The sequence below is a fragment of the Citrobacter sp. LUTT5 genome (assembly GCF_009905315.1).
In the GTDB taxonomy this organism is placed as follows: Bacteria; Pseudomonadota; Gammaproteobacteria; order Enterobacterales; family Enterobacteriaceae; genus Citrobacter; species Citrobacter freundii.
Map to the genome: position 1 here is coordinate 3952542 of NZ_CP047606.1, position 23952 is coordinate 3976493.

The window sequence follows — 23952 nt, forward strand, 5'->3', positions numbered from 1 at the left end:
TAGGGCTCAATGACGGTCGCTCACCCGCAAAATACGCCAGTGTCTGACAGACTTTAAGCACAATTATCCGTATAAAGAAAATCTAAAGTGTAAACGCAGCAAGAGAGACTTGCGAAAAACTCTCTGGGTGATAATGTGAGCGCTCCAGATCCAGATTTATCCGATTTGGGGACTCTTTTGCCGTCCTGGCGTGTGTGATCGTTTTATCAAGGAATAAGCAGTATGCGTAAAATCGCATTTTTTCTTGCGATGCTTTTATTGCCGTGCGTTTCATTTGCCGGTTTGCTGAGCAGCAGCAGCCCGACTACGCCTGTCAGCAAAGAATATAAGCAGCAATTAATGGGCTCCCCCGTTTATATCCAGATCTTCAAAGAAGAGCGAACGTTGGATCTGTACGTCAAGATGGGCGAACAGTATCAATTGCTCGACAGTTATAAGATCTGTAATTATTCCGGTGGCTTAGGGCCGAAACAGCGTCAGGGTGATTTCAAAAGTCCGGAAGGATTTTACAGCGTTCAGCGTGGACAGCTGAAACCGGATAGCCGCTTCTATAAAGCGATTAACATTGGTTTCCCTAATGCCTACGATCGCGCACACGGTTATGAAGGTAAATACCTGATGATCCACGGCGCCTGCGTTTCCGTCGGCTGCTATGCGATGACCGACAACGGCATTGATGAGATTTTCCAGTTTGTCACCGGCGCGCTGGTGTTCGGGCAGTCCAGCGTACAGGTTAGCATTTACCCGTTCCGCATGACCGATGCCAACATGCAGCGCCATAAGTTCTCGTATTACAAAGAGTTCTGGTCGCAGCTAAAACCGGGATACGATTACTTCGAACAAACGCGTAAGCCACCGACCGTTTCCGTCGTCGATGGCCGTTACGTTATCAGCAAGCCGTTGAGTCACGAAGTGGTTCAGCCGCAACTGGCATCAAACTACGCGCTCCCCGAGACAAAATAATGCCCACTCGCCTGGCATAATCTTTTGCCAGGTTTCATTGCCTGTTAACGGTTGAGTGGCAATCACGGTGACCACATCATTGGGTGTGGTCTCTGAGCTAAAATCAATCTCCACATCCTGATCCAGCAATGTCGCCACGCCAAACGGCGCACGCCGCGTGATCCAAAACAAATTGGTCGAGCAGAAGGCCATCACATAACGTCCGTCAGACAACAGCATGTTGAAGACGCCCTTCTCCCGCAGTTCTCCTGCCAGCATCGCGATATATTTAAACACCGCCGTCATATTGCCAGGCGTGCGCGGATAACGCTCCGTCAGCTTGTGGAGCAGCCAGCAGAAGGCTTTTTCGCTGTCGGTTTCACCGACCGGGCGGAAATTACCGGTCTCCAGTGATTTATAACCGCTGAGTTGCCCGTTATGGGCATACGTCCAGTTACGTCCCCATAGTTCACGGGTAAATGGATGGGTATTTTCCAGCGCTACTTCTCCACGATTCGCCTGACGAATATGGGCAATCACGGAACAGGATTTGATGGGATAGTCTTGTACCAGTTTGGCGATAGGCGAATTAAAGCTGGGTTGCGGATCTTTAAACGTACGGCAGCCCTTACCTTCATAAAACGTAATACCCCAGCCGTCTTTGTGCGGCCCGGTACCTCCGCCGCGCTGGACCAGCCCGGTGAAGCTAAAGCAGATATCGGTTGGCACATTGGCGCTCATCCCGAGCAGTTCGCACATACATCACCTACCTTAAAACCGTGAACTGCCTGATGGAGCTACGCTTATCAGGCCTACGTGGCGCTCATGTAGGCCGGATACGACTTCAGCCACCATCCGGCAATCGTCTTCTTATGGTTTAACCATCTCTTTTTCGATCAACTGGATCAGGATATGAATCACTTTGATATGAATTTCCTGAATACGATCAGCGTAGCCAAAGTGCGGCACGCGAATTTCGATATCCGCGCTGCCCGCCATTTTGCCGCCATCTTTACCGGTCAGGGTGATAACTTTCATCCCTTTCTCACGCGCTGCGGCAATCGCTTTAATTACGTTACCGGAATTACCCGAAGTCGAGATGCCTAACAGGACATCTCCCTCACGACCCACGGCTTCTACGTAGCGAGAGAACACATAATCGTAACCGAAATCGTTGCTGACGCAGGAGATATGGCTGACGTCAGAGATAGCGATAGCAGGGTAACCAGGACGGTTTTCACGATAGCGTCCGGTCAGCTCTTCGGCAAAGTGCATCGCGTCGCAATGGGAACCGCCGTTACCGCAAGAAAGTACCTTACCGCCGGCTTTAAAGCTGTCTGCCAACAGGACCGCCGCGCGCTGAATGGCGTGAATATTGGCGTCATCTTTAAGAAAATTAGCCAGCGTTTCCGCCGCTTCGCTCAGTTCGTTACGAATAAGATCCTGGTACATGAGGATATCCTTCAGCATGAATGTAAATGACAAGGTGCAGTGTACCGGATAGCGCTACCAGCGAGAAGTACAAGCCACAGGAATGGCTACGGCTTTTGATTTTTTGTGCCGGTTAAAACAGCAACAATGTGAGCTTTGTTGTAATTATTTTGTAAACACATTGCTAAAAGAATTTACATCCACTACAACCATATCATCACAAGTGGTCAGACCTCCTACAAGCAAGGGAGCTTTTCGTTATGATGATTTTGAGTATTATCGCTACGGTTGTTCTGCTCAGCGTTCTGTTTTATCACCGCGTGAGCTTATTCCTCAGCAGCTTAATTTTGCTCGCCTGGACGGCCGCGCTTGGCGTGGCTGGCCTGTGGTCAGTCTGGCTGCTGGTTCCTCTGGCCATTATTCTCGTACCGTTTAACTTTACGCCGATGCGCAAATCTATGATCTCTGCACCGGTGTTCCGCGGTTTCCGTAAAGTCATGCCGCCGATGTCGCGTACTGAGAAAGAAGCGATTGATGCCGGTACGACCTGGTGGGAAGGTGACCTGTTCCAGGGCAAGCCTGACTGGAAAAAACTGCATAACTATCCTCAGCCGCATCTGACTGCTGAAGAGCAAGCGTTTATTGATGGTCCAGTGGAAGAAGCGTGCCGCATGGCGAACGACTTTCAGATCACTCACGAACTCGCGGATCTGCCTCCGGAACTGTGGGCATATCTGAAAGAACACCGCTTCTTCGCGATGATCATTAAGAAAGAGTACGGCGGGCTGGAATTCTCAGCATATGCTCAGGCTCGCGTTCTACAGAAACTCTCCGGCGTTTCCGGGATCCTGGCGATCACCGTTGGCGTGCCTAACTCATTAGGCCCAGGCGAACTGCTGCAACATTACGGCACCGAAGAGCAGAAAAATCATTATCTGCCACGTCTGGCTCGCGGTCAGGAGATCCCATGCTTTGCTCTGACCAGCCCGGAAGCCGGCTCCGACGCAGGCGCGATCCCTGATACCGGCGTGGTTTGTATGGGCGACTGGCAGGGCCAGCAGGTGCTGGGTATGCGCCTGACCTGGAACAAACGCTATATCACGCTGGCGCCTATCGCTACCGTGCTGGGTCTGGCATTTAAACTCTCCGACCCGGAAAAACTGCTGGGTGGCGAAGAAGATCTTGGCATTACCTGTGCGCTGATCCCAACCTCAACGCCAGGTGTACAAATTGGGCGTCGTCACTTCCCGCTGAACGTGCCGTTCCAGAACGGTCCAACACTGGGCAAAGATGTGTTTGTACCAATTGATTACATCATCGGTGGTCCGAAAATGGCCGGTCAGGGCTGGCGCATGCTGGTGGAATGCCTGTCTGTGGGACGTGGTATTACCCTGCCATCTAACTCGACGGGCGGCGTGAAATCGGTCGCGATGGCCACCGGCGCGTATGCGCACATTCGTCGCCAGTTCAAAATCTCTATCGGCAAGATGGAAGGTATTGAAGAGCCGTTGGCACGTATTGCCGGTAACGCCTACGTGATGGACGCTGCAGCATCACTGATTACCTACGGCATTATGCTGGGTGAAAAACCGGCGGTGTTGTCGGCCATCGTGAAATATCACTGCACCCACCGCGGACAGCAGTCAATCATCGATGCGATGGATATCACTGGCGGTAAAGGCATTATGCTTGGCGAAAGCAACTTCCTCGCCCGTGCTTATCAAGGTGCGCCAATCGCTATTACCGTTGAAGGTGCCAACATTCTGACCCGTAGCATGATGATCTTCGGTCAGGGTGCGATTCGCTGCCATCCGTATGTTCTGGAAGAGATGGCTGCGGCACAGAGTAACGATGTGAATGCGTTCGACAAGCTGCTGTTCAAACACATCGGTCACGTCGGCAGTAACAAAGTGCGTAGCTTCTGGCTTGGCCTGACGCGTGGTTTAACCAGCAGCACGCCAACTGGCGATGCGACCAAACGTTACTACCAGCACCTGAACCGTCTGAGCGCCAACCTGGCCCTACTTTCAGATGTGTCGATGGCTGTACTGGGCGGTAGTCTGAAGCGTCGTGAACGTATCTCCGCACGTCTGGGCGATGTGTTAAGTCAGCTGTATCTGGCCTCCGCGGTGCTGAAGCGTTATGACGACGAAGGCCGTCATGAAGCGGACCTGCCGTTGGTTCACTGGGGCGTTCAGGATGCGTTGTACAAAGCGGAACAGGCGATGGACGATCTGCTGAAGAACTTCCCGAACCGTCTGGTCGCGGGCTTGCTGAATGTGGTTATCTTCCCTACCGGTCGCCACTACCATGCACCGTCTGACAAATTGGATCATAAAGTCGCGAAGATTTTGCAGGTTCCGAGCGCTACTCGTTCTCGTATTGGTCGCGGTCAATATCTGACGCCAAGCGAGCATAACCCGGTTGGTTTGCTGGAAGAGGCGCTGCTGGACGTGATTGCAGCCGACCCAATCCACCAGCGGATCTGTAAAGAGTTGGGTAAAAACCTGCCATTTACCCGTCTCGACGAACTGGCGCACAATGCGCTGGCGAAAGGGCTGATTGATAAAGATGAAGCCGCGATTCTGGTGAAAGCCGAAGCGAGCCGCCTGCGCAGTATCAACGTGGATGACTTTGAACCCGAGGAGCTGGCGACTCAGCCGGTAAAGCTGCCAGAGAAAGTGCGTAAAGTCGAAGCCGCATAACGACACTCGCACGACGTTTAGCCCCGCTTAATGCGGGGCTTTTTATTGCCACATTTTCATTAATGCTCATGCTACAGTGTCAAAATATTGTTCAACGAGGAGCCTCGATCGTGCCTGGTTTGAAAATTACTCTGCTGCAACAACCATTGATCTGGATGGATGGTCCGGCCAACCTGCGCCATTTTGACCGACAACTGGAAACCGTCGCCGGACGTGATGTCATTGTATTGCCTGAGATGTTTACCAGCGGATTTGCCATGGAAGCGGCAAATAAATCGTTGCCGCAAGAAGAAGTTGTAAGCTGGATGCGTAGCAAAGCGCAGCAGACAAATGCCCTGATAGCAGGTAGCGCGGCGATACAGTCTGAACGGGGGCCGGTGAATCGTTTTTTGCTGGTTGAACCCGAAGGTAATGTGCATTTCTACGACAAGCGCCATCTGTTCCGCATGGCGGATGAGCACCAGCATTACCAGGCGGGTGACGCGCGCGTTATTGTTGAATGGCGCGACTGGCGCATTCTGCCGTTGGTCTGTTATGACCTGCGTTTTCCGGTATGGTCGCGCAATCGCAACGATTACGACCTTGCGTTGTATGTTGCCAATTGGCCTGCGCCGCGTTCTCTGCACTGGCAGGTTCTGCTTGCCGCACGGGCGATTGAGAACCAGGCTTATGTAGCAGGATGTAACCGCGTGGGCACTGACGGTAACGGGCATCATTATCGCGGTGACAGCCGGGTGATTAATCCGCAGGGTGAGATTATTGCCACCGCCGAGCCGCATCAGGCCACACGCATTGACGCAGAACTGTCTCTCTCAGCGCTGCGTGAATATCGCGAGAAATTTCCCGCCTGGCAGGATGCCGACCCGTTCACGCTATAACTATCGCCTTCACTCCCGCTGCATAACGTTTTTCCGTGGCGGGATTGTTTCACTCCGTAACCAACCGCAAAACAAATTCGCGTGGCGACATGCGGTGGGCATCGTATCCTGCAAAAGATAATCACTCGTAACCAGCGAGTGACTGACAATGTTAATAATTCCCTTATCAGGATCTCGACATGAAGAACTTCTTACGCATGACTTTGCTGGCAGTTACCGTGGCTGGCGCTTCTTTTAGCACGCTTGCAGCAACCACATCTAATGTTCCGGCTCCAGCCCAGGATCCGATAGTACAACATCTTAAGTTGAGCACTGACCAGATTGCGCAGATTAAAAAACTGCACCAGCAGCTTGAAACCAACGTAAGCCAGATTTCGGTGAAGGATGTTAAAGACGGCGCGTTGATTGACGTCATCAAGTCCGGGAAGTGGGATGAAGCAGCCGTCAAAAAACAGCTTTCGGCATTCAGCAACATCGAACAGCAGGCGCGTTATTATCGCGTGAAATACTATTTTGACCTGAACAAAGTGCTGACTCCAGAACAGCGCCAGCAGGTGCAAAAAGACATCGCACAGACGCTAAGCGAGTAATTGCCAGAGCCTGAATCAGCAATGATTCAGGCTTTTCGGTAAAATCGCCTGTTCAAACAGAAACCCCTGTACAGCATCTGCGCCGCTCATACGGCAAATGGCATAATCCTGTGGCGTTTCTACCCCCTCAATGACAACCCGTTCACCCAGCCCACGAAACTGATTGACCAGAACCCTCAACTGCCACTCCGATGTTCTGAACTGATGAAACATTCCACTTTCAATTTTGATGGCATCGAAACGGATGCCCGACAGCCGCCAGACAAAAAATAGCTCAGGTGAAACATCATCCAGCCACACGCGAAACCCGTGACGCACCAGCGTTTTTACGGCGATGCATACGGCCTGCTGCTCTGCCTTCTCCAGCCGCATCATGGAGCCCGGATCCTGAATCTCAATAACAATCCGCCCCTGATGCACCTGCTTTGTGAGACGCGTGACCCATGACAGACAGGTCAGCATCCTGACGGATAAATTCAACGAATAGCTTCCAGAAAGAGCCAGCACCCGTTGCATTTGCCATAGAAAAAGCTGCTGTTTTGCCGCAATTGAAAGGTGCTTGAAAAACAAATCCAGTGGAAGCGGAGTGCGTACCTGACTTAACACTTCACAGACATCTAGCGATACGTCATCAAAAAAATGAATGCGCTGCAAACGGATCCCAGTGATCTGCAGCAGTTCGGCGTTGCGGGGAAGTTCTGGTACATAACGGGCCTGTTCGCTGAATCTGTTCATATCATTCCAGTATTTTATTAAAAGGACGTCGTGCATCCTGCAGCCACGGGATACGGCGATCATTCGGGTATATCAGGCAAAAGCGCGTCGCCAGACGATGCGCCTCGACAAGGTCGCGCTGTTGCAACGCCAGCAAGATTTGCGTGAAGGAGACATTAGGGTCTGGGTGAACGCGCACATAGTCAGGCGCCCAGCGGCGAACCGCCTCCAGCCAACGAGCGTCCCGAGTACGCTGATACCGTTGCAGATACCCCATCTGGACATCAAACCGATAGCGACTGGTAAGAAGCCAGCCTCCTACAGGGAGCGATTCGGCAAGATGCCACTGCGATGACTGCCTCTCCGCCAGCGTCAGTTGCTGTTGCGTATGCAGCGTGAGAAGCAGCAATGGCGCGACTGTCAGTAGCGAGATAACCCCTGGCGCGCGAATCAGCCACGTCGAGGTAAGCGCCAGGCGTATTCCAGCTCGGTCGCTGTCTGCACATCGAAGCAACAGGATCAGCAGTAGCCAATGCGGCGTTGACTGCCTGACGGGGTATTCCGTCAGCATATGAATCACCACCGGCAGCGCCGCCACCAGACAGGGGCGACGCCAACGATTTCCATGCCTCCAGAGCCAGAAACCACTCGCAATAAAACACAGCGCTCCCACCAGCCCAACCAGACCGCCCTCCACCAGCCATAACACCAGTTCATTGTGCGGATGCGAGATGCTGCTCAACCCCAACGGTCCCGCACGTTCGAGAAACACGGCGGCAAAACTGCCCACACCCCACCCCGTCCACGGGCGTTCGGCAAATAATGCCAACGACGCTTTGAGTACCGTCCAGCGCACCTGGGAAGTGGTGAAATGATCGACCGTTGCTACGGACAAAAAATGGCGAGCGAGCGACCCCGTCGCCATGCCTGACGCCAACGGTAACAGGAGTAGTAACAACGTACGCCGTTGCGCCGGGAAAACCGCCAGCAGCAGCACTTCACCGACTACCAGAGACAGGTAACCGGTTTGCGACTGGGATTCATGCAGCACAAATCCCATCATCACCAGGCCAACCCCGATGACAATTCGATACCCGTCGCGCAGCCGTAAAAAGAGCGTGGCTGACAGCAACACGCCACAGGCCGTAAAGCTGGCCAGCAGGTTGACCTGCTGAAAAATGCCGTAAGGCCGTGTACCACGTCGCCAGGCAAACTCCCAGTAATCAACACCCGGCAAATGCCAGTACTGATAGACAAACACCAGACATTCAATCACGCACGCCCCCCATAGCAGGGCCAGCAGTGCCGTCAGGGTGTTTGCCGTGAGAGGAATTTGCAATGTGACCAGATAGACGCTCACACCTCCCAGTAACGCCCCCGCCACCAGTAGTGCCTCGGCCTGCCTGACGTCAGGTGTTAGCAGGCAAAGCAACATCAGGATGAACGCCCCGATCGTAAAACCCGCAGCTGGCACAGTGATGCGCCAGCGTTGACGAGGCGCCAGCATCAATGCGCTTGCAGCCAGTACAACAGCGTAGATCCAGCTCGTAATATTAAGCGGCAACGACAGACCGCTGCCGCCGTTGTTCGGCCAGTAGAAATGCATGGCCCCACACCAGAAAAACAGACTAATACCGAGCAATAATTTCTGCGCAGGCAGCGGCGCAATGCGATTCAGTACGTTCATCATGCTACTGGTAGTTCAACGTCCAGGTCCCGCTGGCGCTGAACGGACCGTATTCGAGAGACTGATTTTTTATCGCCGATGGCTCCGCTGCGACCCACGCCAAAAAATTCAGCGTCATCGAACCTTCTGTTATCTCTTTGACTGATGTGCTCTCATCAAGGCGGATTGCCGTGCCGTCCTCTTCGCTCATCCCAATCCCGATCCCTGACGCGCCGCCTTGTTCACTGCTATCCAGCGCCAGATGATCGGCCAGCTCCGCATCCTCACGACCGCTGAAGGTAACCGAGATCCCACGGAAAACCTCAGGATTGCAGTCGCGTAACTGGATGCTGAATTTTTCCGGCTTACTGCGCCCCGAGAGATAGAGATCCTGCGTCGCGATTTGCTTGAAATCGACCTCGATTTTGTCGCCACCCGGTGCAAGGCTGCAGGCCAGCGCTCTGATGGTGCCGTGAAAATACATATCGCCGCCGACCAGTTTGGTGTCGGCCTGTGCCATGCTGCCAAGCAGCAACATAACGGTCGCGAATAACGCCGAGAATCTCATGACATCCCCCTACTGAAACTGCGCGACAACGGTGGCAGAGGCTTCAAATTCACCTTCCTTCACACTTCCCACGCCCGGCTTTGCCACCGGCGCGGCGGTGAGATTCCAGTCGCCCTGATTCTGGTAAAACCCCTTCACGTTGTAAAATTGATTGGGCACAACGGTGCCACCACTCTCGTCTTTAAGCATAATGCCGAGATCGTCGCGTTTTTGTCCGCCGCTTAACGTGCCGAGGAGATTACCGTTAAATCCCGCCGTGCCTGACGCCGTGGTCGTTTGCACGCCAAGATTGATATTCAGCGCGCCCTGATCGAAGCTGCCGCCCTCACACACCACATGTATAGGGATTGGCTTACTATAGTTAGTGCCGTTGAGCCGGGCAGCGGATCCTGGCAAATCGCCAAACTCAATGCTGATTTTGTCTCCCCGGTTGAAGGTGCATTTGTCCGGTACGGTAATCAGCCCGGATTTAATCACCACGCGGGAAATTGGCGTTGTCGGCGTAGGACCAGCATCCCCTAAGCGCCCAGCAACCTCCACCAGCGACTGGGAGGTAATATTGATGCCATTAATAATGGGTTTTGTGACAATAAACGTCACTTTCCCTTTTGAACCACTTTCTATGTTGGTAGCCCGCTCGTAACCTTTGCGCTTTTTGCAGCTATGATCGTTATAACGATTTGAAAAATTGGTAAAAGGTGCCTGAACGTAGTTGTTATAACGCCCGGCGACCCACACCTGTACTTCCACATCCAGATACTCGTTTAGACGAAAACGGTTCGCTCCCTGATTGGAAGGCGGCATCGTGGTCGTGGTGGTGTAGTAAATCGGTTGTCGGGAGATGTCAGCCTGTTCGCAGTGAAAATCCACTACATACCAACTGCCAAGATTCCAGGGGAACGGCTCCGTTCTGCCGCCCACGTGGTTTTTGCTGAGATCCAGCGAGTTCAGTTCAATATCGTACTGATGCGGCGACCCACCTTCCGGCTCACCTTCTCCCTGTGTAAATGCCTGCCCGGCCAGAGGACAGCCTGCCAGCACCCCCCACAGCAGCATTTTGCGCAATACGCTCATAGATACTCCAGCTTAAGTCTGACCAGACCGTTAAATTCTCCGGCGGTCACCTCTCGCCCAAAAGATTCCAGCGCGGCAAGAAAATGAATGGCGTTATCGCCCGGTTTGAGGATCCACATGCGTTGCGGTTGATTCAGGTGGATCAACTGCTTACGTTCAGTCAGTAGCCGGATGCCCGCGCCGCGAACATCGCCACGAATGCGCCCCAAATCGCTGTTTTCCGGTGCGCCTTCAGCCATCATCGTCATCGAAACACCACGCTCCACCGTGCTGTAAGCAAGCTCAGGCATCTCACTGGTCTGCCCGGGAAAATCCCTTAAGGTATGACCGGAGCCCTTTAAACAACCGTTCAGATACAGCGTGACCAATACCGGATCGCTGCGATCGCCGCCCTGGCGAAATCGGCTGGCGGAAATATCACCAAGATCGATAGTCTGATCGCGGGAGGCCATATCCAGCACGCACGGCGAAACGAATACCCGACCATGAAAGCGGACATTGCCATACTCACCGGACACGTTGCTCATATCCTGGCGACCGCTTGTGGCCTGAACCGAGCAGGCCATGCCCGCCATCAGCAGAGCGCAAAGCATCTTTTTCATTTACGAATCCTGTTACCGGGGCTGTTGCTCCATTGGCAATGCTTTACACACATTGCCTGTGCAGCTGAATTTCAATTCGGGATGACCGCCAAAATCGTTCACATACATCATGCTGAACTGGCTAACGCTGCCGTCGGTCACGCTGAAATCGCGAGATGACTTTGGTGAAACCATAACCCCAGGGAAGTCAGTCAGCCTGTCGCCGCCCTGAGCTTCAGGTTTGCGGCTTAAGCCGATCAAGGTGACGAAGTACGGCGTTGGGTTATCCACACTCCAGCGCAGGCCCTGCTTATGAAAGACCAGTTGGTTTTGCCACACGGCGCCCGGTGTTTCCGGCACGATGGCGGTCGGACGGTAGAACAGTTTGATACGCGACTGCATCGCCAGCTGCAGAACGTTCGGCTTATCCGGCTTGGGCGGAATTTCGCGCACGTTCAGGTAGAACAGACTTTCTCGATCCTGTGGCAGAGCGTTAATACCGCTGGTTTTCGTCACACGTGCAATGCCCTTTTGCCCGCCGTTAATCCGTTGTAGCGGCGGTAAAACCATCAGCGGCGAAGTAATTTTTGTTCCATTGGCGTCTTCCACCCACGACTGAGCCAGAAACGGAATGCTCGGACTGGTGTTGGTTAAGTTCGCGCTGACAGAGCGCGCATCACCAGTGATGATCAGGCGCGTACGGTCAAGTGCGATACCCGCCCATGAGGCGTTGATCTCTGCAATCAAAAGCAGACCGCAGGCCACGGGTTTCAGCCAACGCTGCACGGAGTAAAAAGCTTTATTTTTCATGACAAAATTCATTCAGGTTATTGAAATTATTCACAAGGCAACAGCACGTTACCCTCCGGGTTGATTTGTTGCGGCACCTGTAAGTGACACTGAGCACGACCGCCCCAGGCAACAGAAAGACGCTCAGCTGGATTCACACCCGCAATCCAGGCCATGCCGTTTTCCATCACCATGGCGACGCTGACACCGTTGGCGTTAAACACTTCGGCACCAAACGGCGGTACAGAGCCATCCTTCAGGCGCAGCAGCGCCATCATTTTTTGCCCCTGCGCCACGGCGAAGCGCTGATAACCAATCGCGCCTTCCGTCAGGGTGTTGGTGACGATGGCTTTGGTCGCGGAAATATCCTCGTCCATTGCGTCTACATCGATACGGGTATCAAAGCTGTGATAGCTGACGACGTCCGGTACGACGGCAATACCGAAGCGGTTTGAGTGCGCCTGTTCACCGTTCAGCGGTACATTCGCCACACCGTCGGTATCAACCATCACCCTGGCGGTATTCATTGACGCCTGGCTGTTATGCAGCGCCGCGCCGTGACGCGTTGCGGTAAAGCCGCCGCGCATCGTGCCGCCAACGGAGAAATAACGTGATTGCTGCCAGCTGACGTTAGACTCAAGCTCAGCCATCATGCTGCGATGCTTGTAGTAACCATCAAACGCGGTGTGCCCTTCACCGGAAACCCCTGCGCGCAGTCGCCATGGATTGTTACGGTCGCGGTTATCGGAATACGAAACCATCTGACTGGTCTGGTTGCCGCTGTTTTGCACTTCATAATCCATGGAGCGGCCATCGCTCCATGGCACAGAAATGGACAGCGAAAGGCTGTCGTCCCGTTTGCCCTGATACTCAGAGCGGTAAGCAGCAAGGTTGGCGCTGATCCCCTGAATGCCTGCGAACGAAAAGCTGTGTCCCATCGACAACCCGTAACGATCCTGAGAGCCACGATCCCAGTAATTCTGGTGGGTATAGGTCAGGTACAGCGTGGTCGCTAATTGCGGGTCGTCAGCAAAAAAGGTCTTGTTACCGGTGATGGTGTACATCTCTTTTTCGTTGCCGGCGCTGTTGTTATTTTCATACTGCTCGTCAAGGAACTGCGAGAAGGTGCGGAAGTTACGCTGTGAAAAGCGGTAACCAGCAAAGGTGATGGCGCTGTTGTACTCATCAAAGGTTTTGGCATAGCTGAGCTTAAAGGACATCCCTTTTTGTTCAGTCTGATGCTTCACCCGACTCACGGATTGCGTCGCGTCAGCCGACAGCGCACCCAGCCAGCTCAAATCCCGCCCAATCCCCATCGACCAGGCGTTATAACGATCGCCAGTGAGCAACGCGCCGCCATACAGCGACCACGCATTGCTGACCCCCCAGGAAAAATCACCGCTATAAAACGCAGGCCCCTGGACGTCGTGGTTATAACGCGATGGCTTACCGACCGCGGCGTTGTATCGAACATAGCCCGGGCGCGTCAGGTAAGGAATATCGGCCGTATTGACCTGAAAGGTTTGTACACTGCCATCCTGCTCTTCGACGCGAACATCCAGCGTGCCGCGTACCGAGCCGTGCAGATCCTGAATATTAAATGGCCCCGCAGGAACGGTGGTTTGATAGATAACACGCCCCTGCTGACTGACAGTGACCTTCGCATTGCTGCGCGCGATGCCATGTACTTCGGGCGCGTAGCCCTGCAAATTCGGCGGCAGCATGCGTTCGTCGCTGGCGAGGTTCGCCCCGGTGAAACGTACCGAATCAAAAACCTGAGAATTCAGGTAGATTTCGCCGAGCGTCAGTTTTGCCGCCTGCATCGGTAACGGGCGATAGGCATAGATCTGATCCCAATCGATTCGCCCTCGGTTCTCATCCGAAGCGTAATTGGCTTGGTACTGGCCACGAAAACGCCACGCGCCGAGGTTAAAGCCAGTCTGCCCATAGCCAGACAGAGAGCGATAACGATCGCCGCCCTGCTCGTAATGTGTGGCCTGGCCTGAAACGCTGTAGTCAAAAATTAGCCCTGCGACACCGTTATCCCAACGCTCCGGCGGCGTCCAGTCTGGATCGGTATATTTCATCCATGCCTGAGGCACGGTAATGTCCAGTACGCCGGCGCTATTATTCAGCACCACACCCGGCAGGCGGGAAATGTCATAGCAGGCCGCGCTGATCGGGTGAATATAGGTCAGCGCCTCTTCTTTGAGCGCCAGTAATTCAAGTTGTTGTGGCGTCAGACAGGCCATGGATTTATGCGGGTTGGCAGGGTCGACGATATAACGAATCGACTGCTGAGGGATCTCCTGGCTGTTAATACGAACATCCAGCAGATATTCTCCGGGAGTCACAAAGTTGCCTTCGGAAAAACGCTGCAAATCGACATTGTGCCTGTCGCTGGCATCCAGTACGTCGGTATTAAATTCAATGGCCTCATCCGCTTCAACAAATGAAGAGGCACAGACCAGAGCAATAAAAAGCGCCAGACGTTTTTTATCTGTTTTCAGCGTGATCATTTTCGTTCGCAAACCTTCAGATACCCGAATTGCAGTGCAGCTCAGAGATAATTCACAACAAAATGCGTGACCGCAGTAAATTCGCCGGATGTCATTCTTCCGTCGCGGGAGATCAAATAAGCCGTAAAATTGAGCGTGTTTTTCCCTGGGTTAAGCGCATAGTCCGGTGATGGCTCACCCAGATGAATTTGCTGTCCTTTGCCGTCATATATTTCTATCGCTAAATTTTCAGTTTCCGATTGCACGCTCAGATAATCAGGATTGTCACTATCGGGTGCGCCGGAAAAGGTAATATTGGCGCGTTGAAACAGACTCCCCGGATGTTGAGAATCCCCAAGGGAACATCCCAGCAAATGAATGCTGAAATCATGCGCAGATACTTTTTCAGGTTTACCGGAAATATCTCTGGCTGAGAGATCATCAAATTCAACCAGTAGCGACCGGTCGCGCGGATCGACATAACAGGCAGCTTCAATAATATTTCCCCGCATGCGCATTTTGCCGGGCGTACTGACAAGACGATGAGTGTCAGCCAAAACCCATGCAGGCGATATAAAGATAAAAAGCAGTAAAATACGCCATCCAGGCATCACCGCATTTCCTTTCAGTTATTCGCAGGAAGGGTTAGGCAGGCGCATAATTGCGCCTGCTGCAGATCGTTACTGGTAGTCGATCTGGAAATTAACGGTAGATTCGAAATCACCCGGAGTTACCGCTGCAGATGCGTTGTTTGCCTGCAGGTAAGCGACGAAATCAATGTCGGTTTCGCCATCGGTAATGTTGACCTGAGAGGCCGCTTTGCCCCATTCCACGTCCTGGTTGCCGCTGTCAACCATACCGATGCCCGCACCCTTTGCAGTACCCGAGGTGAACGCGGCCAGCGCGTTGTTATCTGAATCAATTGTTGCCGGGGTATAGGTCACAGTAGCCGTTTTCGCGACGGTCGTATCACAGCCCTGCAGCACGATTTTGGCATGCTTAACGCCTGCACGTTGGTTGTCTTTTAACTGAGAGGTTGGGATTTCACCAAAATTTACCTGCACCGGGCTGGATTCTGGGGCCAGACCGCATGCGGAATTAACCAGAGAACCAGTGAAGTGAATTTTACCGTTAGTCGGTTCAACATTTTTTGCAGCATAAGCAGAAGATGCAGTAAAAGTCATTCCCGCCATCAGCGCACAGGCCACAGCCACGTTTTTCATTTTCATATTACTACTTAACCTTATATCTTTTTTTTGGTTATTCCGACGATCTATTTCCGCAGACAATCAATGCAAGGGAAATCCTGATCTGCAGGTGGCGGTAGTGCATATCCTTGCAAACAATCCATCTCAAGCCACCCCGTATTTTGAACTTCATTGGTATTCCATCCGAAATACCGTCCACAGGTGTTTACGCTGTTTCGGGACTTATATTAAGTCGACGAAAAAATGACACAATGCAAAAATCCGGTATTAATCAAACTCAGGGAATCGTGTTGTAACACTGTCTGTCGAGCGATCGTTTACCTAAAAAACAGCCAAAAAACACACCACACCCAGTGTTAATTGCTATTATTTATAGTTTTTATAGAGTTTTTATCTATCAAATATTTTTTTATTTAGCCAGAAGAACAGGCAAAATGTATTTATGAAAGTTTTGTAAAAATGAAATTAGGTATCAAAAGCGAGTAATGACAATAAGATAGTGAAAGAGAGGAAGGACATAGGAGGATTCTATTAGATATATTAAAAGATTGTTATATAAATATTAATAAAGAGTTCTATAGTACAATCATTTTTTATAAATGAATTATGTTATGCTATTGCTTCCCCCACTCGAATGCGAGATATCCTGCTTTAAAGGAGACATCAGTGATTTCTCATATACCAATAAACAAAATCAAATCCGTAATTATTGGTGATGGCTTAGTTTTCAGACCACATAAAAATACCCTAAAAGACCTGGCGTCTGGTGAAATGGCCACATTGAATAATGTGGCAACACAATTACTGCTCTATCTGTTGCAAAATGGTAAAGAGATATCCTCGCGCGATGAAATTCTGCAGAATGTTTTCCAGCATAATGGCGCCAGAGCGACGGATGCTAATCTCAATCAGCACATTTCATTTCTGCGCAAAGCAATAACGTCTACGGGCCATCCTGCAGAACTGATCGTCACCATTCCGCGAATAGGATTTCGGATGGGCGACGCCAGTATCAATATTCAGCAACTGGAGGAAGCACAAGCACCCACCAGAATAGCCAATGTTGCATTGATGCCCAGGAAAAAGAAACGAAACCTGTGGCCTGTCATGATAACAACGTTAATTACCGGCATCGCCGTGCTGGCGACAGCGTGGTTAACATGGATACCCAATAAAATCGCTATGACGGACGCAGCGATCCTGCGGACTATCGACTACGAGCAATGCCGAGTGCATATATTAGGAAACGCCCTCACCGACACCATTACCGAAAAAAAAGCGCTGGATATTTTCAAGTCCGTGGGTATTAACCCTAACTGTTCGTATCCAAAAGATCTGTATCTCAATACCTGGGCGAGCAACCATAATCTGGTTGAGTGGTCGTTTGCCGCTGAATGTGGGCTAAACCTCGGCTATTACCATTGCATCAGCCAGTATCGCCATCATGAGGAATGATATGAAGCAGGAAAGCGATCACTCTCCTTTACTATGGTCAGTCGTGATTGCCATTTTTGGGCTGGCGACTATCGCTTTTTTTATTATCGCCGGGAATGCGAAAAAACAAGAAATCAGTTTTTCCTGTTCCTCTGAATTCACGTCGATACTCGACATCCAAAACACCAAAAAGGAACTCCACGGAATAATGCTGATCACCAGCTACAACTCTGGACACCTCTCATTGTCAGTACAAGGGAAACTCAAAAGTGATGATGGCGAGTTTGCTGTTAACCGAAAACTGTTCTTTCGCTATGCCCGACCACTCGGCCATACCGCCGGCGTTTTTATGCTCACCCCCGACGGACGCGAAAAATCCCCGGATGATGAAGCAACGGATGCTATAGATTATCTTTTCTTTGACGCTTACGAACGTGCCGACAAGCTGTATATGCTAAAGCACCTGAATGAGGAAACGGTTCTTATTGGCGATAACTTTTCACCCCGCTTCGCCTGCGTGATGAATCACTTCGCGAGTTAATCGCCTTCTGGATATGCGTCGGGTTAAGGATGACCTGATGTGTTGCCCACCCGAAAGCACGGGCGCGGTCGATAGAACGTGAGAATGAGATTATTATTTTTGGTGGGTTAAAACGACGAAAGTCTGAATCATTTCTGATTCAGACTTTCTGAATAGTGGCGGAATGGACGGGACTCGAACCCGCGACCCCCTGCGTGACAGGCAGGTATTCTAACCAACTGAACTACCACTCCGCGTTGTGTTCCGCTTGGGAACGAAGCGAATATTACGGATTGCCTCGCACCTCGTCAACGCTTTTTCTCACGTTTTTTAATCGTTTGCTGCAAAAATCACCCGAATGGCCATTTTCATACGGTAAATGTACAAACTATGCCCGCCAGAGGCAACTTCCGCCTTTCTTCTGCACCAGGTCAAGGCGTGACTCATGGGCCGCTAACTCTTCATCAGTGGCGAAAACAACACGTAGTTTGCTGGACTGTCGCACAATACGCTGGATCCCCGTGTCATTCCTCTGCTGGCTGTCGCCTTCCATTGAGAACGCCATCGTGGTCTGCCCGCCGGTCATCATCAGATAAACGTCGGCCAGAATCTGGGCATCAAGCAATGCGCCGTGCAGGGTTCGTTTACTGTTGTCTATCTCATAGCGCGAGCACAACGCATCAAGGCTGTTTCGCTTGCCAGGAAACATTTTCCTCGCCAGCGCCAGGCTATCGGTTATTTTGCAGAATTCGTTCGTCTTCGGAATATCCCGCTTGAGCTTCGCGAATTCGTAATCCATAAAACCGATATCGAACGATGCGTTATGGATGACCAGCTCCGCGCCACGAATGTAGTCGAGAAATTCGTCGGCTACATCAGCAAACGTGGGTTTATCAAGCAGGAATTCGTCTGCGATTCCGTGTACGCCGAACGCTTCCGGGTCCACCAGCCGATCCGGCTTCAGGTAAACATGGAAGTTATTGCCGGTCAGGCGGCGGTTCACCACTTCAACCGCACCGATCTCAATGATCTTGTGGCCTTCATAGTGGGCGCCAATCTGGTTCATACCGGTGGTTTCGGTATCGAGGACGATCTGTCGTGTAATTCCAGTGCTCATAACGGTCATTTATGTCAGACTTATCGTTTGATTTCGATTTGCTAAAACAGGAAGTCTACCAGAGATGCTTAAACAGGTAGAAATTTTCACCGATGGTTCTTGCCTGGGAAATCCCGGACCGGGTGGTTATGGGGCGATTTTACGCTATCGCGGGCGCGAAAAAACCTTTAGCGAAGGCTACAACCTTACAACTAATAATCGCATGGAGCTGATGGCAGCAATCGTTGCGCTGGAAGCCCTGAAAGAACAGTGTGAAGTGATACTCAGCACGGACAGCCAGTATGTGCGCCAGGGCATTACGCAGTGGATCCACAACTGGAAGAAGCGTGGCTGGAAAACAGCAGATAAAAAACCAGTGAAGAACGTCGATCTGTGGAAGCGTCTCGATGCCGCTTTAGGCCCTCATCAAATCAAATGGGAATGGGTTAAAGGCCATGCGGGCCATCCGGAAAACGAACGCTGCGATGAGCTTGCGCGCACCGCGGCCATGAGCCCGACTCAGGATGATATTGGGTATCAGACTGAGGCTTAAGCGTCCGGTTTACGGTATTGCCGGGTCGCGCCAACGGCATGACGGATAGGCGTTTTGCTTTTATTTTGTTTCATCGGGTTGAGTGTAAGCGGAATGGTTCGCTTGCGCGCAACCACCAGCTGTAAACAGCCCAGCGCGGGGATATGGGTGCTTAACATTTTCCCGCCCTTCTTATTCCAGGGCAGAACATGAAAACGACTATAGTGCAGCACTTCAAAATTAAGTAATGATAGCCAGTCCAATTGACGCATGAGGGTAAACATCCGACTGTTATAGGGCGATGTCTTACGCAATACGGGCACCAGTTTACGCAAACCCATCAGGCTTACCGGGTTAAAACCGCTCAAAATCAACCAACCGTCATCAATCAACACGCGATCGGCTTCACGCAGTAGGCGATGCGGATCGGAACACCACGGTAACGTATGGGCCAATAAACAGACATCCACGGACTTATCGGCAAAGGGAAGATGCAAAGGATCGGCCGTCACCTGCATGGGAGAACCCTGCAAAGAAACATTTACCTGATGAGAAACCGCGCACGCTTCGGAATCGATTTCTGCGCTTAAATTACCAACCTTAAGCAGATGAAAACCGTACATTTTTGCGAACCACGGGTTAAGCTGATACTCCAGCGCCTCACGATAGTGTTCGCCCCAGGGCAGATCATCCCAGCTAACGGGCGCTACGACAGTTTGAGGGATCCTTGCCGGTTTCATCACAACCTTCCGTTACGCATTGAGAGGTAATATATGAATCTTAACAGTATTCCTGCATTTCAGGACAATTACATCTGGGTCTTGTCAAATAATGACCAGCATTGTCTGATTGTGGACCCGGGTGAAGCGGCTCCTGTTCTGAAAGCCATTGCAGAGCATAACTGGGTGCCTGAAGCCATTCTGCTAACCCATCATCATCAGGATCACGTGGGCGGAGTGAAAGAACTTCTGCAGCATTTCCCACAAATAGTGGTATACGGACCGGCTGAAACGCAAGATAAGGGAACGACACACATAGTCGAAGATGGCGATATTGCACTCGTTTTGGGGCATGAATTTAGGGTAATTGCTACTCCGGGTCACACTTTAGGACATATCTGTTACTTTAGCCATCCTTACTTATTTTGTGGTGACACACTCTTTTCTGGCGGTTGCGGTCGACTTTTTGAAGGCACCGCAACCCAAATGTATCAATCACTTAAAAAAATCAACGCCCTTCCTGACGATACATTAATTTGTTGCGCACATGAGTACACATTAGCAAACATGAGGTTTGCCTTAAGCATTCTCCCGCACGATTCGTTCATAAATGAATATTATCGTAAAGTTAATGAGTTACGCGTAAAAAAACAAATGACACTACCCGTAATTCTGAAAAATGAGCGGCGAAATAATCTTTTTTTAAGAACGGAAGATATTGATTTAATTAATGAAATTAACAAAGAAACAATATTGCAACAACCTGAGGAGCGTTTTGCCTGGTTAAGGTCAAAGAAAGATACGTTCTGACAATTCCGGGTTGCCTTTTGAAAACTTCGCCGTTATGATCGGTCGTCTTTTAAGCAACTATTGACACACACATGAAGGCAAAAGCGATATTACTCGCCTCTGTCCTGCTTGTTGGGTGCCAGAATACTGGTAACGTCCAACAACACGCACAGAGCCTTTCTGCAGCTGGTCAAGGGGAAGCAGGAAAGTTTACAAGTCAGGCGCGATGGATGGACGACGGAACATCTATCGCTGCTGATCAAGATTTGTGGGCTTTCATTGGTGACGAGCTAAAGATGGGAATTCCGGAAAACAGCCGGATTCGCGAACAGAAACAGAAGTATTTACGCAATAAGAGCTATCTCCACGATGTAACTTTACGGGCAGAGCCGTATATGTACTGGATAGCCGGGCAGGTTAAGAAACGTAACATGCCTATGGAACTGGTACTACTACCCATAGTGGAGAGCGCTTTTGATCCTCACGCAACGTCTGGCGCCAATGCCGCAGGTATTTGGCAGATCATTCCGAGCACGGGGCGCAATTATGGTTTAAAACAGACCCGCAGTTATGATGCACGTCGCGACGTTGTGGCTTCCACCACCGCCGCGCTGGACATGATGCAGCGTCTGAACAAGATGTTTGATGGCGACTGGCTGCTGACCGTTGCTGCTTATAATAGCGGTGAAGGTCGTGTCATGAAGGCAATCAAAACGAACAAAGCTCGTGGTAAACCCACTGACTTCTGGTCGTTGCCATTGCCTCAGGAAACGAAGCTATACGTGCCCAAAATGCTGGCATTGAGCGATATACTCAAAAACAGCAAACGCTATGGCGTACGTCTGCCAACAACAGACGAAAGCCGCGCGTTGGCACGTGTTCGCCTGAGTAGCCCGGTTGAGATGGCTCAGGTTGCCGATATGGCGGGTATTTCCGTCAGCAAGCTGAAGACCTTCAATGCAGGCGTGAAAGGTTCCACGTTGGGTGCCAGCGGCCCGCAATATGTGATGGTGCCAAAGAAGCATGCTGAGAAGCTGCGTGAGTCTCTGGCTTCAGGCGAAATTGCAGCCGTGCAGTCAACGCTGGTCGCGGATAACACGCCGCTGAACAGCCGTAGCTACAAAGTTCGCTCTGGCGATACGCTTTCTGGCGTTGCTTCACGTCTTGGCGTGAGCATCAATGACCTTAAGCAGTGGAATAATCTGCGCGGGTCGTCGCTGAAAGTAGGCCAGAATCTGACGGTGGGCGCTGGTAGCAGCGCACAGCGACTGGCGAACAACAGCGATAGCATCACCTATCGTGTGCGTAAAGGCGACTCGCTCTCGAGTATTGCCAAACGCCACGGGGTTAACATCAAGGATGTGATGCGCTGGAACAGCGATACGAATAATCTACAGCCAGGCGATCAGCTAACGTTGTTTGTGAAAAACAACGACATGCCGGACTCCTGATAGCATTGTAGAAATGAAGGCACTGGTTTCCCCCCAGTGCCTTTTTTATTTATCCCGCTTTATGTGCCTCAACCATTATCGTGTCGCTGGTAAACGAGCCATCTTCCTGTAACGCAAAGTAGTCTTTCACTTGTGCAGAAGCACTTTGTTGGTAGGCACGAATCGCGTCGCTCAACGCTGCAGGCGTACGCATCCGCGCCACCCACGAACTGAATTCCAGCGCCAGACGATCGGTTAACAAGGTATCGGCAATCAGATTGGCGTCATTGATTAACGACAACCACTCTCCGCTGGAATAGTTGCGTACGTGTGAGGTATCGCGTAACGCCTCCACGGTTTGCAACCAGATATCACGTACTGGGTGGCCAGGCGACATCACATCCATCACAATCAGTACACCACCAGGCTTCAGAACGCGGTTCACTTCCCGCAGCGCGCGCCCGACATCATGCCAGTGATGCGCGGAATAGCGGCTAATCACCACATCAAATACGTTATCTTCAAATGGCAGGCTTTCAGCATACCCCTGCCGTGTGGCGATATTATCCAGACCTCGGTCTTTTGCCGCCTTAGCAACCACTTCAAGCATCTGCGACGATAAATCATAAGCCACGACCTGCTTTACGTGTTGCGCGGCCACAAAGCTGGCGTGCCCTGCTCCGCATCCCATATCCAATACGCGAGCCAGTGGAAATGCCGACAACCTTTCCCCCAGACGTTGCAAGTCACGGCCAGAGGCGTGCACCGTACTGGTTAAATAGGCATTAGCCTGAGAGCCAAACTGTTTTTCGACGTTGTCATGGTGAGAGCGTGTTGTCATTGTGTTGTCCTTCGGTTGTTGAGAAATATGAAGGGCAACCATCACAGGCCTGCCCTATGGCAGACCTGACACACCGTTATTGTTCAGGTTTGCCGGGACTGAATTCAACGAGTAGCGGGTTGTGATCGGATGCGCGGGTGACCAGCACAGAGGCTTCACTCACGTTCAGACCGCGATAGAACACAAAATCGAGAGGGCGACCAAACGCACGGCGGCGCTGATCGTCAGTAAAGCGAACCTGGCGCAGCGACATTTCACGCGCAAAGCGGTACAGCGCATTCATCCGTCGACGGCTCCAGGCATTAAAATCGCCGGCCATGATCACCGGACCGCTGTGATGAGCAATCTGATCGCCAATAGGAAGTAACTGCTTACTATAGACATCAACGCCAAGGCTAAAGTTAACCGCGTGGATATTCACCACCATTAACAGCCGAGTGTCAGGCAACGGGTACACCGTCACCAGCGCCGATTTCGCCAGCCGTAAAATAGGCTCACGCTCGCGCAATGGACAGCAGTAAACAGGATGAGCAGCAGAGAGCGTCATGACGCCAGAGGGATGCTGAGGCAGCACAAAGGCCGGAACCTGATCAGCAGCAAGATAGTTAGCGGTCGCAAACTGCACCAGTTCTGGCGTGGTTTGTGCTTCCTGCAATAACACCAGATGCGCATCTTTGCCAAAATTCTTCAGCACCGACTGCCATTCTGCGCGCTGCTGTTTAAAAATATTCCATACCAGCACGCGAATGCGATCTTCACTGCTTAACGGAACGCCTGCGGGTAATGCCTGGCCAATATGCGCAAACGACCCCGGCGGTAAAATCCGCTCGGCGGGTTGTCCGGCAACATAACGCATGGCATAGGTGTTTTTTCGCACTTTAGACTTTCAAACCTCTGTAACGTCAACCAGTCCGCAGCCGGACTGGTTCTTCTGTTATAGGGATTTT

General features: G+C 51.5%; 23 protein-coding genes, 1 tRNA gene and 1 pseudogene. 9 read left to right on the forward strand and 16 right to left on the reverse strand.

From position 1 onward, the window contains the following. The first annotated feature begins 222 nt into the window (after window positions 1–222). Window positions 223–963, forward strand: coding sequence for a peptidoglycan meso-diaminopimelic acid protein amidase (dpaA, locus tag GUC46_RS19060; protein ID WP_003843847.1), 741 nt, complete (start codon window positions 223–225; stop codon window positions 961–963). On the opposite strand, the gene GUC46_RS19065 is transcribed toward dpaA, so the two are convergent. Together GUC46_RS19065 and lpcA are read right to left on the reverse strand one after the other, a co-directional pair. Beyond that, complete coding sequence (locus GUC46_RS19065; protein WP_003031388.1) at window positions 934–1701, reverse strand: class II glutamine amidotransferase; 768 nt, start codon at window positions 1699–1701, stop codon at window positions 934–936. The two genes, dpaA and GUC46_RS19065, sit on opposite strands and share 30 nt — an antisense overlap. Before the next feature lie 111 nt (window positions 1702–1812). Further along, window positions 1813–2394, reverse strand: coding sequence for a D-sedoheptulose 7-phosphate isomerase (gene lpcA / locus GUC46_RS19070; RefSeq protein WP_003031390.1), 582 nt, complete (start codon window positions 2392–2394; stop codon window positions 1813–1815). Between the two features lie 239 nt (window positions 2395–2633). Between lpcA and fadE the strand changes: the two genes are divergently transcribed. From fadE to GUC46_RS19085, 3 genes are all read left to right on the forward strand, one after another. After that, window positions 2634–5078, forward strand: a complete 2445-nt coding sequence (gene fadE, locus GUC46_RS19075; RefSeq protein WP_003031392.1) for an acyl-CoA dehydrogenase FadE — start codon at window positions 2634–2636, stop codon at window positions 5076–5078. A gap of 110 nt (window positions 5079–5188) precedes the next feature. Continuing rightward, entirely contained in the window at window positions 5189–5956 is a 768-nt protein-coding gene (locus tag GUC46_RS19080) for an amidohydrolase (protein ID WP_160180616.1), read from the forward strand. Between the two features lie 179 nt (window positions 5957–6135). Continuing rightward, window positions 6136–6546 (forward strand): Spy/CpxP family protein refolding chaperone, encoded by a 411-nt coding sequence (locus tag GUC46_RS19085; protein ID WP_049016135.1) that lies wholly within the window; start codon window positions 6136–6138, stop codon window positions 6544–6546. Between the two features lie 15 nt (window positions 6547–6561). Here GUC46_RS19085 and GUC46_RS19090 read toward each other — a convergent pair whose 3' ends face one another. The 9 genes from GUC46_RS19090 to GUC46_RS19130 all read right to left on the reverse strand — a co-directional run bounded on the left by GUC46_RS19090 (window position 6562) and on the right by GUC46_RS19130 (window position 15665). Beyond that, window positions 6562–7281 (reverse strand): EAL domain-containing protein, encoded by a 720-nt coding sequence (locus tag GUC46_RS19090; RefSeq protein ID WP_003838873.1) that lies wholly within the window; start codon window positions 7279–7281, stop codon window positions 6562–6564. Window position 7282: 1 nt separating this feature from the next. Continuing rightward, on the reverse strand, window positions 7283–8950 hold the full coding sequence (locus tag GUC46_RS19095) for an O-antigen ligase (protein ID WP_032948584.1): 1668 nt from the start codon (window positions 8948–8950) through the stop codon (window positions 7283–7285). Window position 8951: 1 nt separating this feature from the next. Beyond that, on the reverse strand, window positions 8952–9494 hold the full coding sequence (locus GUC46_RS19100; RefSeq protein WP_032948583.1) for a fimbrial protein: 543 nt from the start codon (window positions 9492–9494) through the stop codon (window positions 8952–8954). 9 nt (window positions 9495–9503) lie between these two features. Continuing rightward, window positions 9504–10568: a fimbrial protein gene (locus tag GUC46_RS19105; RefSeq protein ID WP_160180618.1), complete on the reverse strand. Its 1065-nt coding sequence runs from the start codon at window positions 10566–10568 to the stop codon at window positions 9504–9506. Next, window positions 10565–11170 carry a fimbrial protein gene (locus GUC46_RS19110; protein ID WP_032948581.1) on the reverse strand — a complete coding sequence of 202 codons (606 nt, stop codon included), beginning with the start codon at window positions 11168–11170 and terminating at the stop codon, window positions 10565–10567. Before GUC46_RS19110 ends, GUC46_RS19105 begins: the two co-directional genes overlap by 4 nt. 12 nt (window positions 11171–11182) lie before the next feature. Continuing rightward, window positions 11183–11959: a molecular chaperone gene (locus GUC46_RS19115; protein ID WP_048216819.1), complete on the reverse strand. Its 777-nt coding sequence runs from the start codon at window positions 11957–11959 to the stop codon at window positions 11183–11185. 26 nt (window positions 11960–11985) lie between these two features. Continuing rightward, entirely contained in the window at window positions 11986–14457 is a 2472-nt protein-coding gene (locus tag GUC46_RS19120; RefSeq protein ID WP_088902712.1) for a fimbria/pilus outer membrane usher protein, read from the reverse strand. A gap of 41 nt (window positions 14458–14498) precedes the next feature. After that, window positions 14499–15047, reverse strand: a complete 549-nt coding sequence (locus GUC46_RS19125; RefSeq protein WP_003838886.1) for a fimbrial protein — start codon at window positions 15045–15047, stop codon at window positions 14499–14501. Between the two features lie 69 nt (window positions 15048–15116). Then, window positions 15117–15665, reverse strand: a complete 549-nt coding sequence (locus tag GUC46_RS19130) for a fimbrial protein (RefSeq protein WP_044714304.1) — start codon at window positions 15663–15665, stop codon at window positions 15117–15119. A 750-nt stretch (window positions 15666–16415) separates the two neighbouring features. Between GUC46_RS19130 and GUC46_RS19135 the strand changes: the two genes are divergently transcribed. Next, entirely contained in the window at window positions 16416–17099 is a 684-nt protein-coding gene (locus GUC46_RS19135) for a winged helix-turn-helix domain-containing protein (RefSeq protein WP_226807758.1), read from the forward strand. A gap of 1 nt (window position 17100) precedes the next feature. Beyond that, a complete protein-coding gene (locus GUC46_RS19140; protein WP_003838893.1) occupies window positions 17101–17619 on the forward strand; it encodes a hypothetical protein in 519 nt (172 codons plus the stop codon). A gap of 156 nt (window positions 17620–17775) precedes the next feature. On the opposite strand, the gene GUC46_RS19145 is transcribed toward GUC46_RS19140, so the two are convergent. Together GUC46_RS19145 and dnaQ are read right to left on the reverse strand one after the other, a co-directional pair. Then, a tRNA-Asp gene (locus tag GUC46_RS19145) sits at window positions 17776–17852 on the reverse strand. Window positions 17853–17986: 134 nt separating this feature from the next. Continuing rightward, window positions 17987–18715: a DNA polymerase III subunit epsilon gene (dnaQ, locus tag GUC46_RS19150; RefSeq protein WP_003031410.1), complete on the reverse strand. Its 729-nt coding sequence runs from the start codon at window positions 18713–18715 to the stop codon at window positions 17987–17989. Between dnaQ and rnhA the strand changes: the two are divergent. Beyond that, a pseudogene (rnhA, locus tag GUC46_RS19155) lies at window positions 18669–19247 on the forward strand (ribonuclease HI). The gene dnaQ and the pseudogene rnhA overlap by 47 nt on opposite strands. Here the strand turns inward: rnhA and GUC46_RS19160 are convergent. Next, on the reverse strand, window positions 19244–19966 hold the full coding sequence (locus GUC46_RS19160; protein ID WP_003031413.1) for a class I SAM-dependent methyltransferase: 723 nt from the start codon (window positions 19964–19966) through the stop codon (window positions 19244–19246). The pseudogene rnhA and the gene GUC46_RS19160 sit on opposite strands and share 4 nt — an antisense overlap. A 33-nt stretch (window positions 19967–19999) precedes the next feature. Between GUC46_RS19160 and gloB the strand changes: the two genes are divergently transcribed. Together gloB and mltD are read left to right on the forward strand one after the other, a co-directional pair. After that, complete coding sequence (gene gloB, locus GUC46_RS19165; protein WP_130714971.1) at window positions 20000–20755, forward strand: hydroxyacylglutathione hydrolase; 756 nt, start codon at window positions 20000–20002, stop codon at window positions 20753–20755. 71 nt (window positions 20756–20826) lie between these two features. Continuing rightward, window positions 20827–22185: a murein transglycosylase D gene (mltD, locus tag GUC46_RS19170; RefSeq protein WP_003031421.1), complete on the forward strand. Its 1359-nt coding sequence runs from the start codon at window positions 20827–20829 to the stop codon at window positions 22183–22185. A gap of 49 nt (window positions 22186–22234) precedes the next feature. Here the strand turns inward: mltD and GUC46_RS19175 are convergent, their stop codons facing one another. Both GUC46_RS19175 and GUC46_RS19180 read right to left on the reverse strand, forming a co-directional pair. After that, entirely contained in the window at window positions 22235–23005 is a 771-nt protein-coding gene (locus GUC46_RS19175) for a class I SAM-dependent methyltransferase (protein ID WP_057101154.1), read from the reverse strand. Between the two features lie 76 nt (window positions 23006–23081). Next, complete coding sequence (locus tag GUC46_RS19180) at window positions 23082–23882, reverse strand: endonuclease/exonuclease/phosphatase family protein (protein WP_003031427.1); 801 nt, start codon at window positions 23880–23882, stop codon at window positions 23082–23084. Window positions 23883–23952 lie beyond the last annotated feature (70 nt).

Coding starts and splice junctions, on each gene's coding strand:
- dpaA (WP_003843847.1), top strand. CDS start 223: ATGCGTAAAATCGCATTTTTTCTTGCGATGCTTTTATTGCCGTGCGTT.
- GUC46_RS19065 (WP_003031388.1), bottom strand. CDS start 1,701: ATGTGCGAACTGCTCGGGATGAGCGCCAATGTGCCAACCGATATCTGC.
- lpcA (WP_003031390.1), bottom strand. CDS start 2,394: ATGTACCAGGATCTTATTCGTAACGAACTGAGCGAAGCGGCGGAAACG.
- fadE (WP_003031392.1), top strand. CDS start 2,634: ATGATGATTTTGAGTATTATCGCTACGGTTGTTCTGCTCAGCGTTCTG.
- GUC46_RS19085 (WP_049016135.1), top strand. CDS start 6,136: ATGAAGAACTTCTTACGCATGACTTTGCTGGCAGTTACCGTGGCTGGC.
- GUC46_RS19090 (WP_003838873.1), bottom strand. CDS start 7,281: ATGAACAGATTCAGCGAACAGGCCCGTTATGTACCAGAACTTCCCCGC.
- GUC46_RS19095 (WP_032948584.1), bottom strand. CDS start 8,950: ATGATGAACGTACTGAATCGCATTGCGCCGCTGCCTGCGCAGAAATTA.
- GUC46_RS19100 (WP_032948583.1), bottom strand. CDS start 9,494: ATGAGATTCTCGGCGTTATTCGCGACCGTTATGTTGCTGCTTGGCAGC.
- GUC46_RS19105 (WP_160180618.1), bottom strand. CDS start 10,568: ATGAGCGTATTGCGCAAAATGCTGCTGTGGGGGGTGCTGGCAGGCTGT.
- GUC46_RS19110 (WP_032948581.1), bottom strand. CDS start 11,170: ATGAAAAAGATGCTTTGCGCTCTGCTGATGGCGGGCATGGCCTGCTCG.
- GUC46_RS19115 (WP_048216819.1), bottom strand. CDS start 11,959: ATGAAAAATAAAGCTTTTTACTCCGTGCAGCGTTGGCTGAAACCCGTG.
- GUC46_RS19120 (WP_088902712.1), bottom strand. CDS start 14,457: ATGATCACGCTGAAAACAGATAAAAAACGTCTGGCGCTTTTTATTGCT.
- GUC46_RS19125 (WP_003838886.1), bottom strand. CDS start 15,047: ATGCCTGGATGGCGTATTTTACTGCTTTTTATCTTTATATCGCCTGCA.
- GUC46_RS19130 (WP_044714304.1), bottom strand. CDS start 15,665: ATGAAAATGAAAAACGTGGCTGTGGCCTGTGCGCTGATGGCGGGAATG.
- GUC46_RS19135 (WP_226807758.1), top strand. CDS start 16,416: ATGGCCACATTGAATAATGTGGCAACACAATTACTGCTCTATCTGTTG.
- GUC46_RS19140 (WP_003838893.1), top strand. CDS start 17,101: ATGAAGCAGGAAAGCGATCACTCTCCTTTACTATGGTCAGTCGTGATT.
- dnaQ (WP_003031410.1), bottom strand. CDS start 18,715: ATGAGCACTGGAATTACACGACAGATCGTCCTCGATACCGAAACCACC.
- GUC46_RS19160 (WP_003031413.1), bottom strand. CDS start 19,966: ATGAAACCGGCAAGGATCCCTCAAACTGTCGTAGCGCCCGTTAGCTGG.
- gloB (WP_130714971.1), top strand. CDS start 20,000: ATGAATCTTAACAGTATTCCTGCATTTCAGGACAATTACATCTGGGTC.
- mltD (WP_003031421.1), top strand. CDS start 20,827: ATGAAGGCAAAAGCGATATTACTCGCCTCTGTCCTGCTTGTTGGGTGC.
- GUC46_RS19175 (WP_057101154.1), bottom strand. CDS start 23,005: ATGACAACACGCTCTCACCATGACAACGTCGAAAAACAGTTTGGCTCT.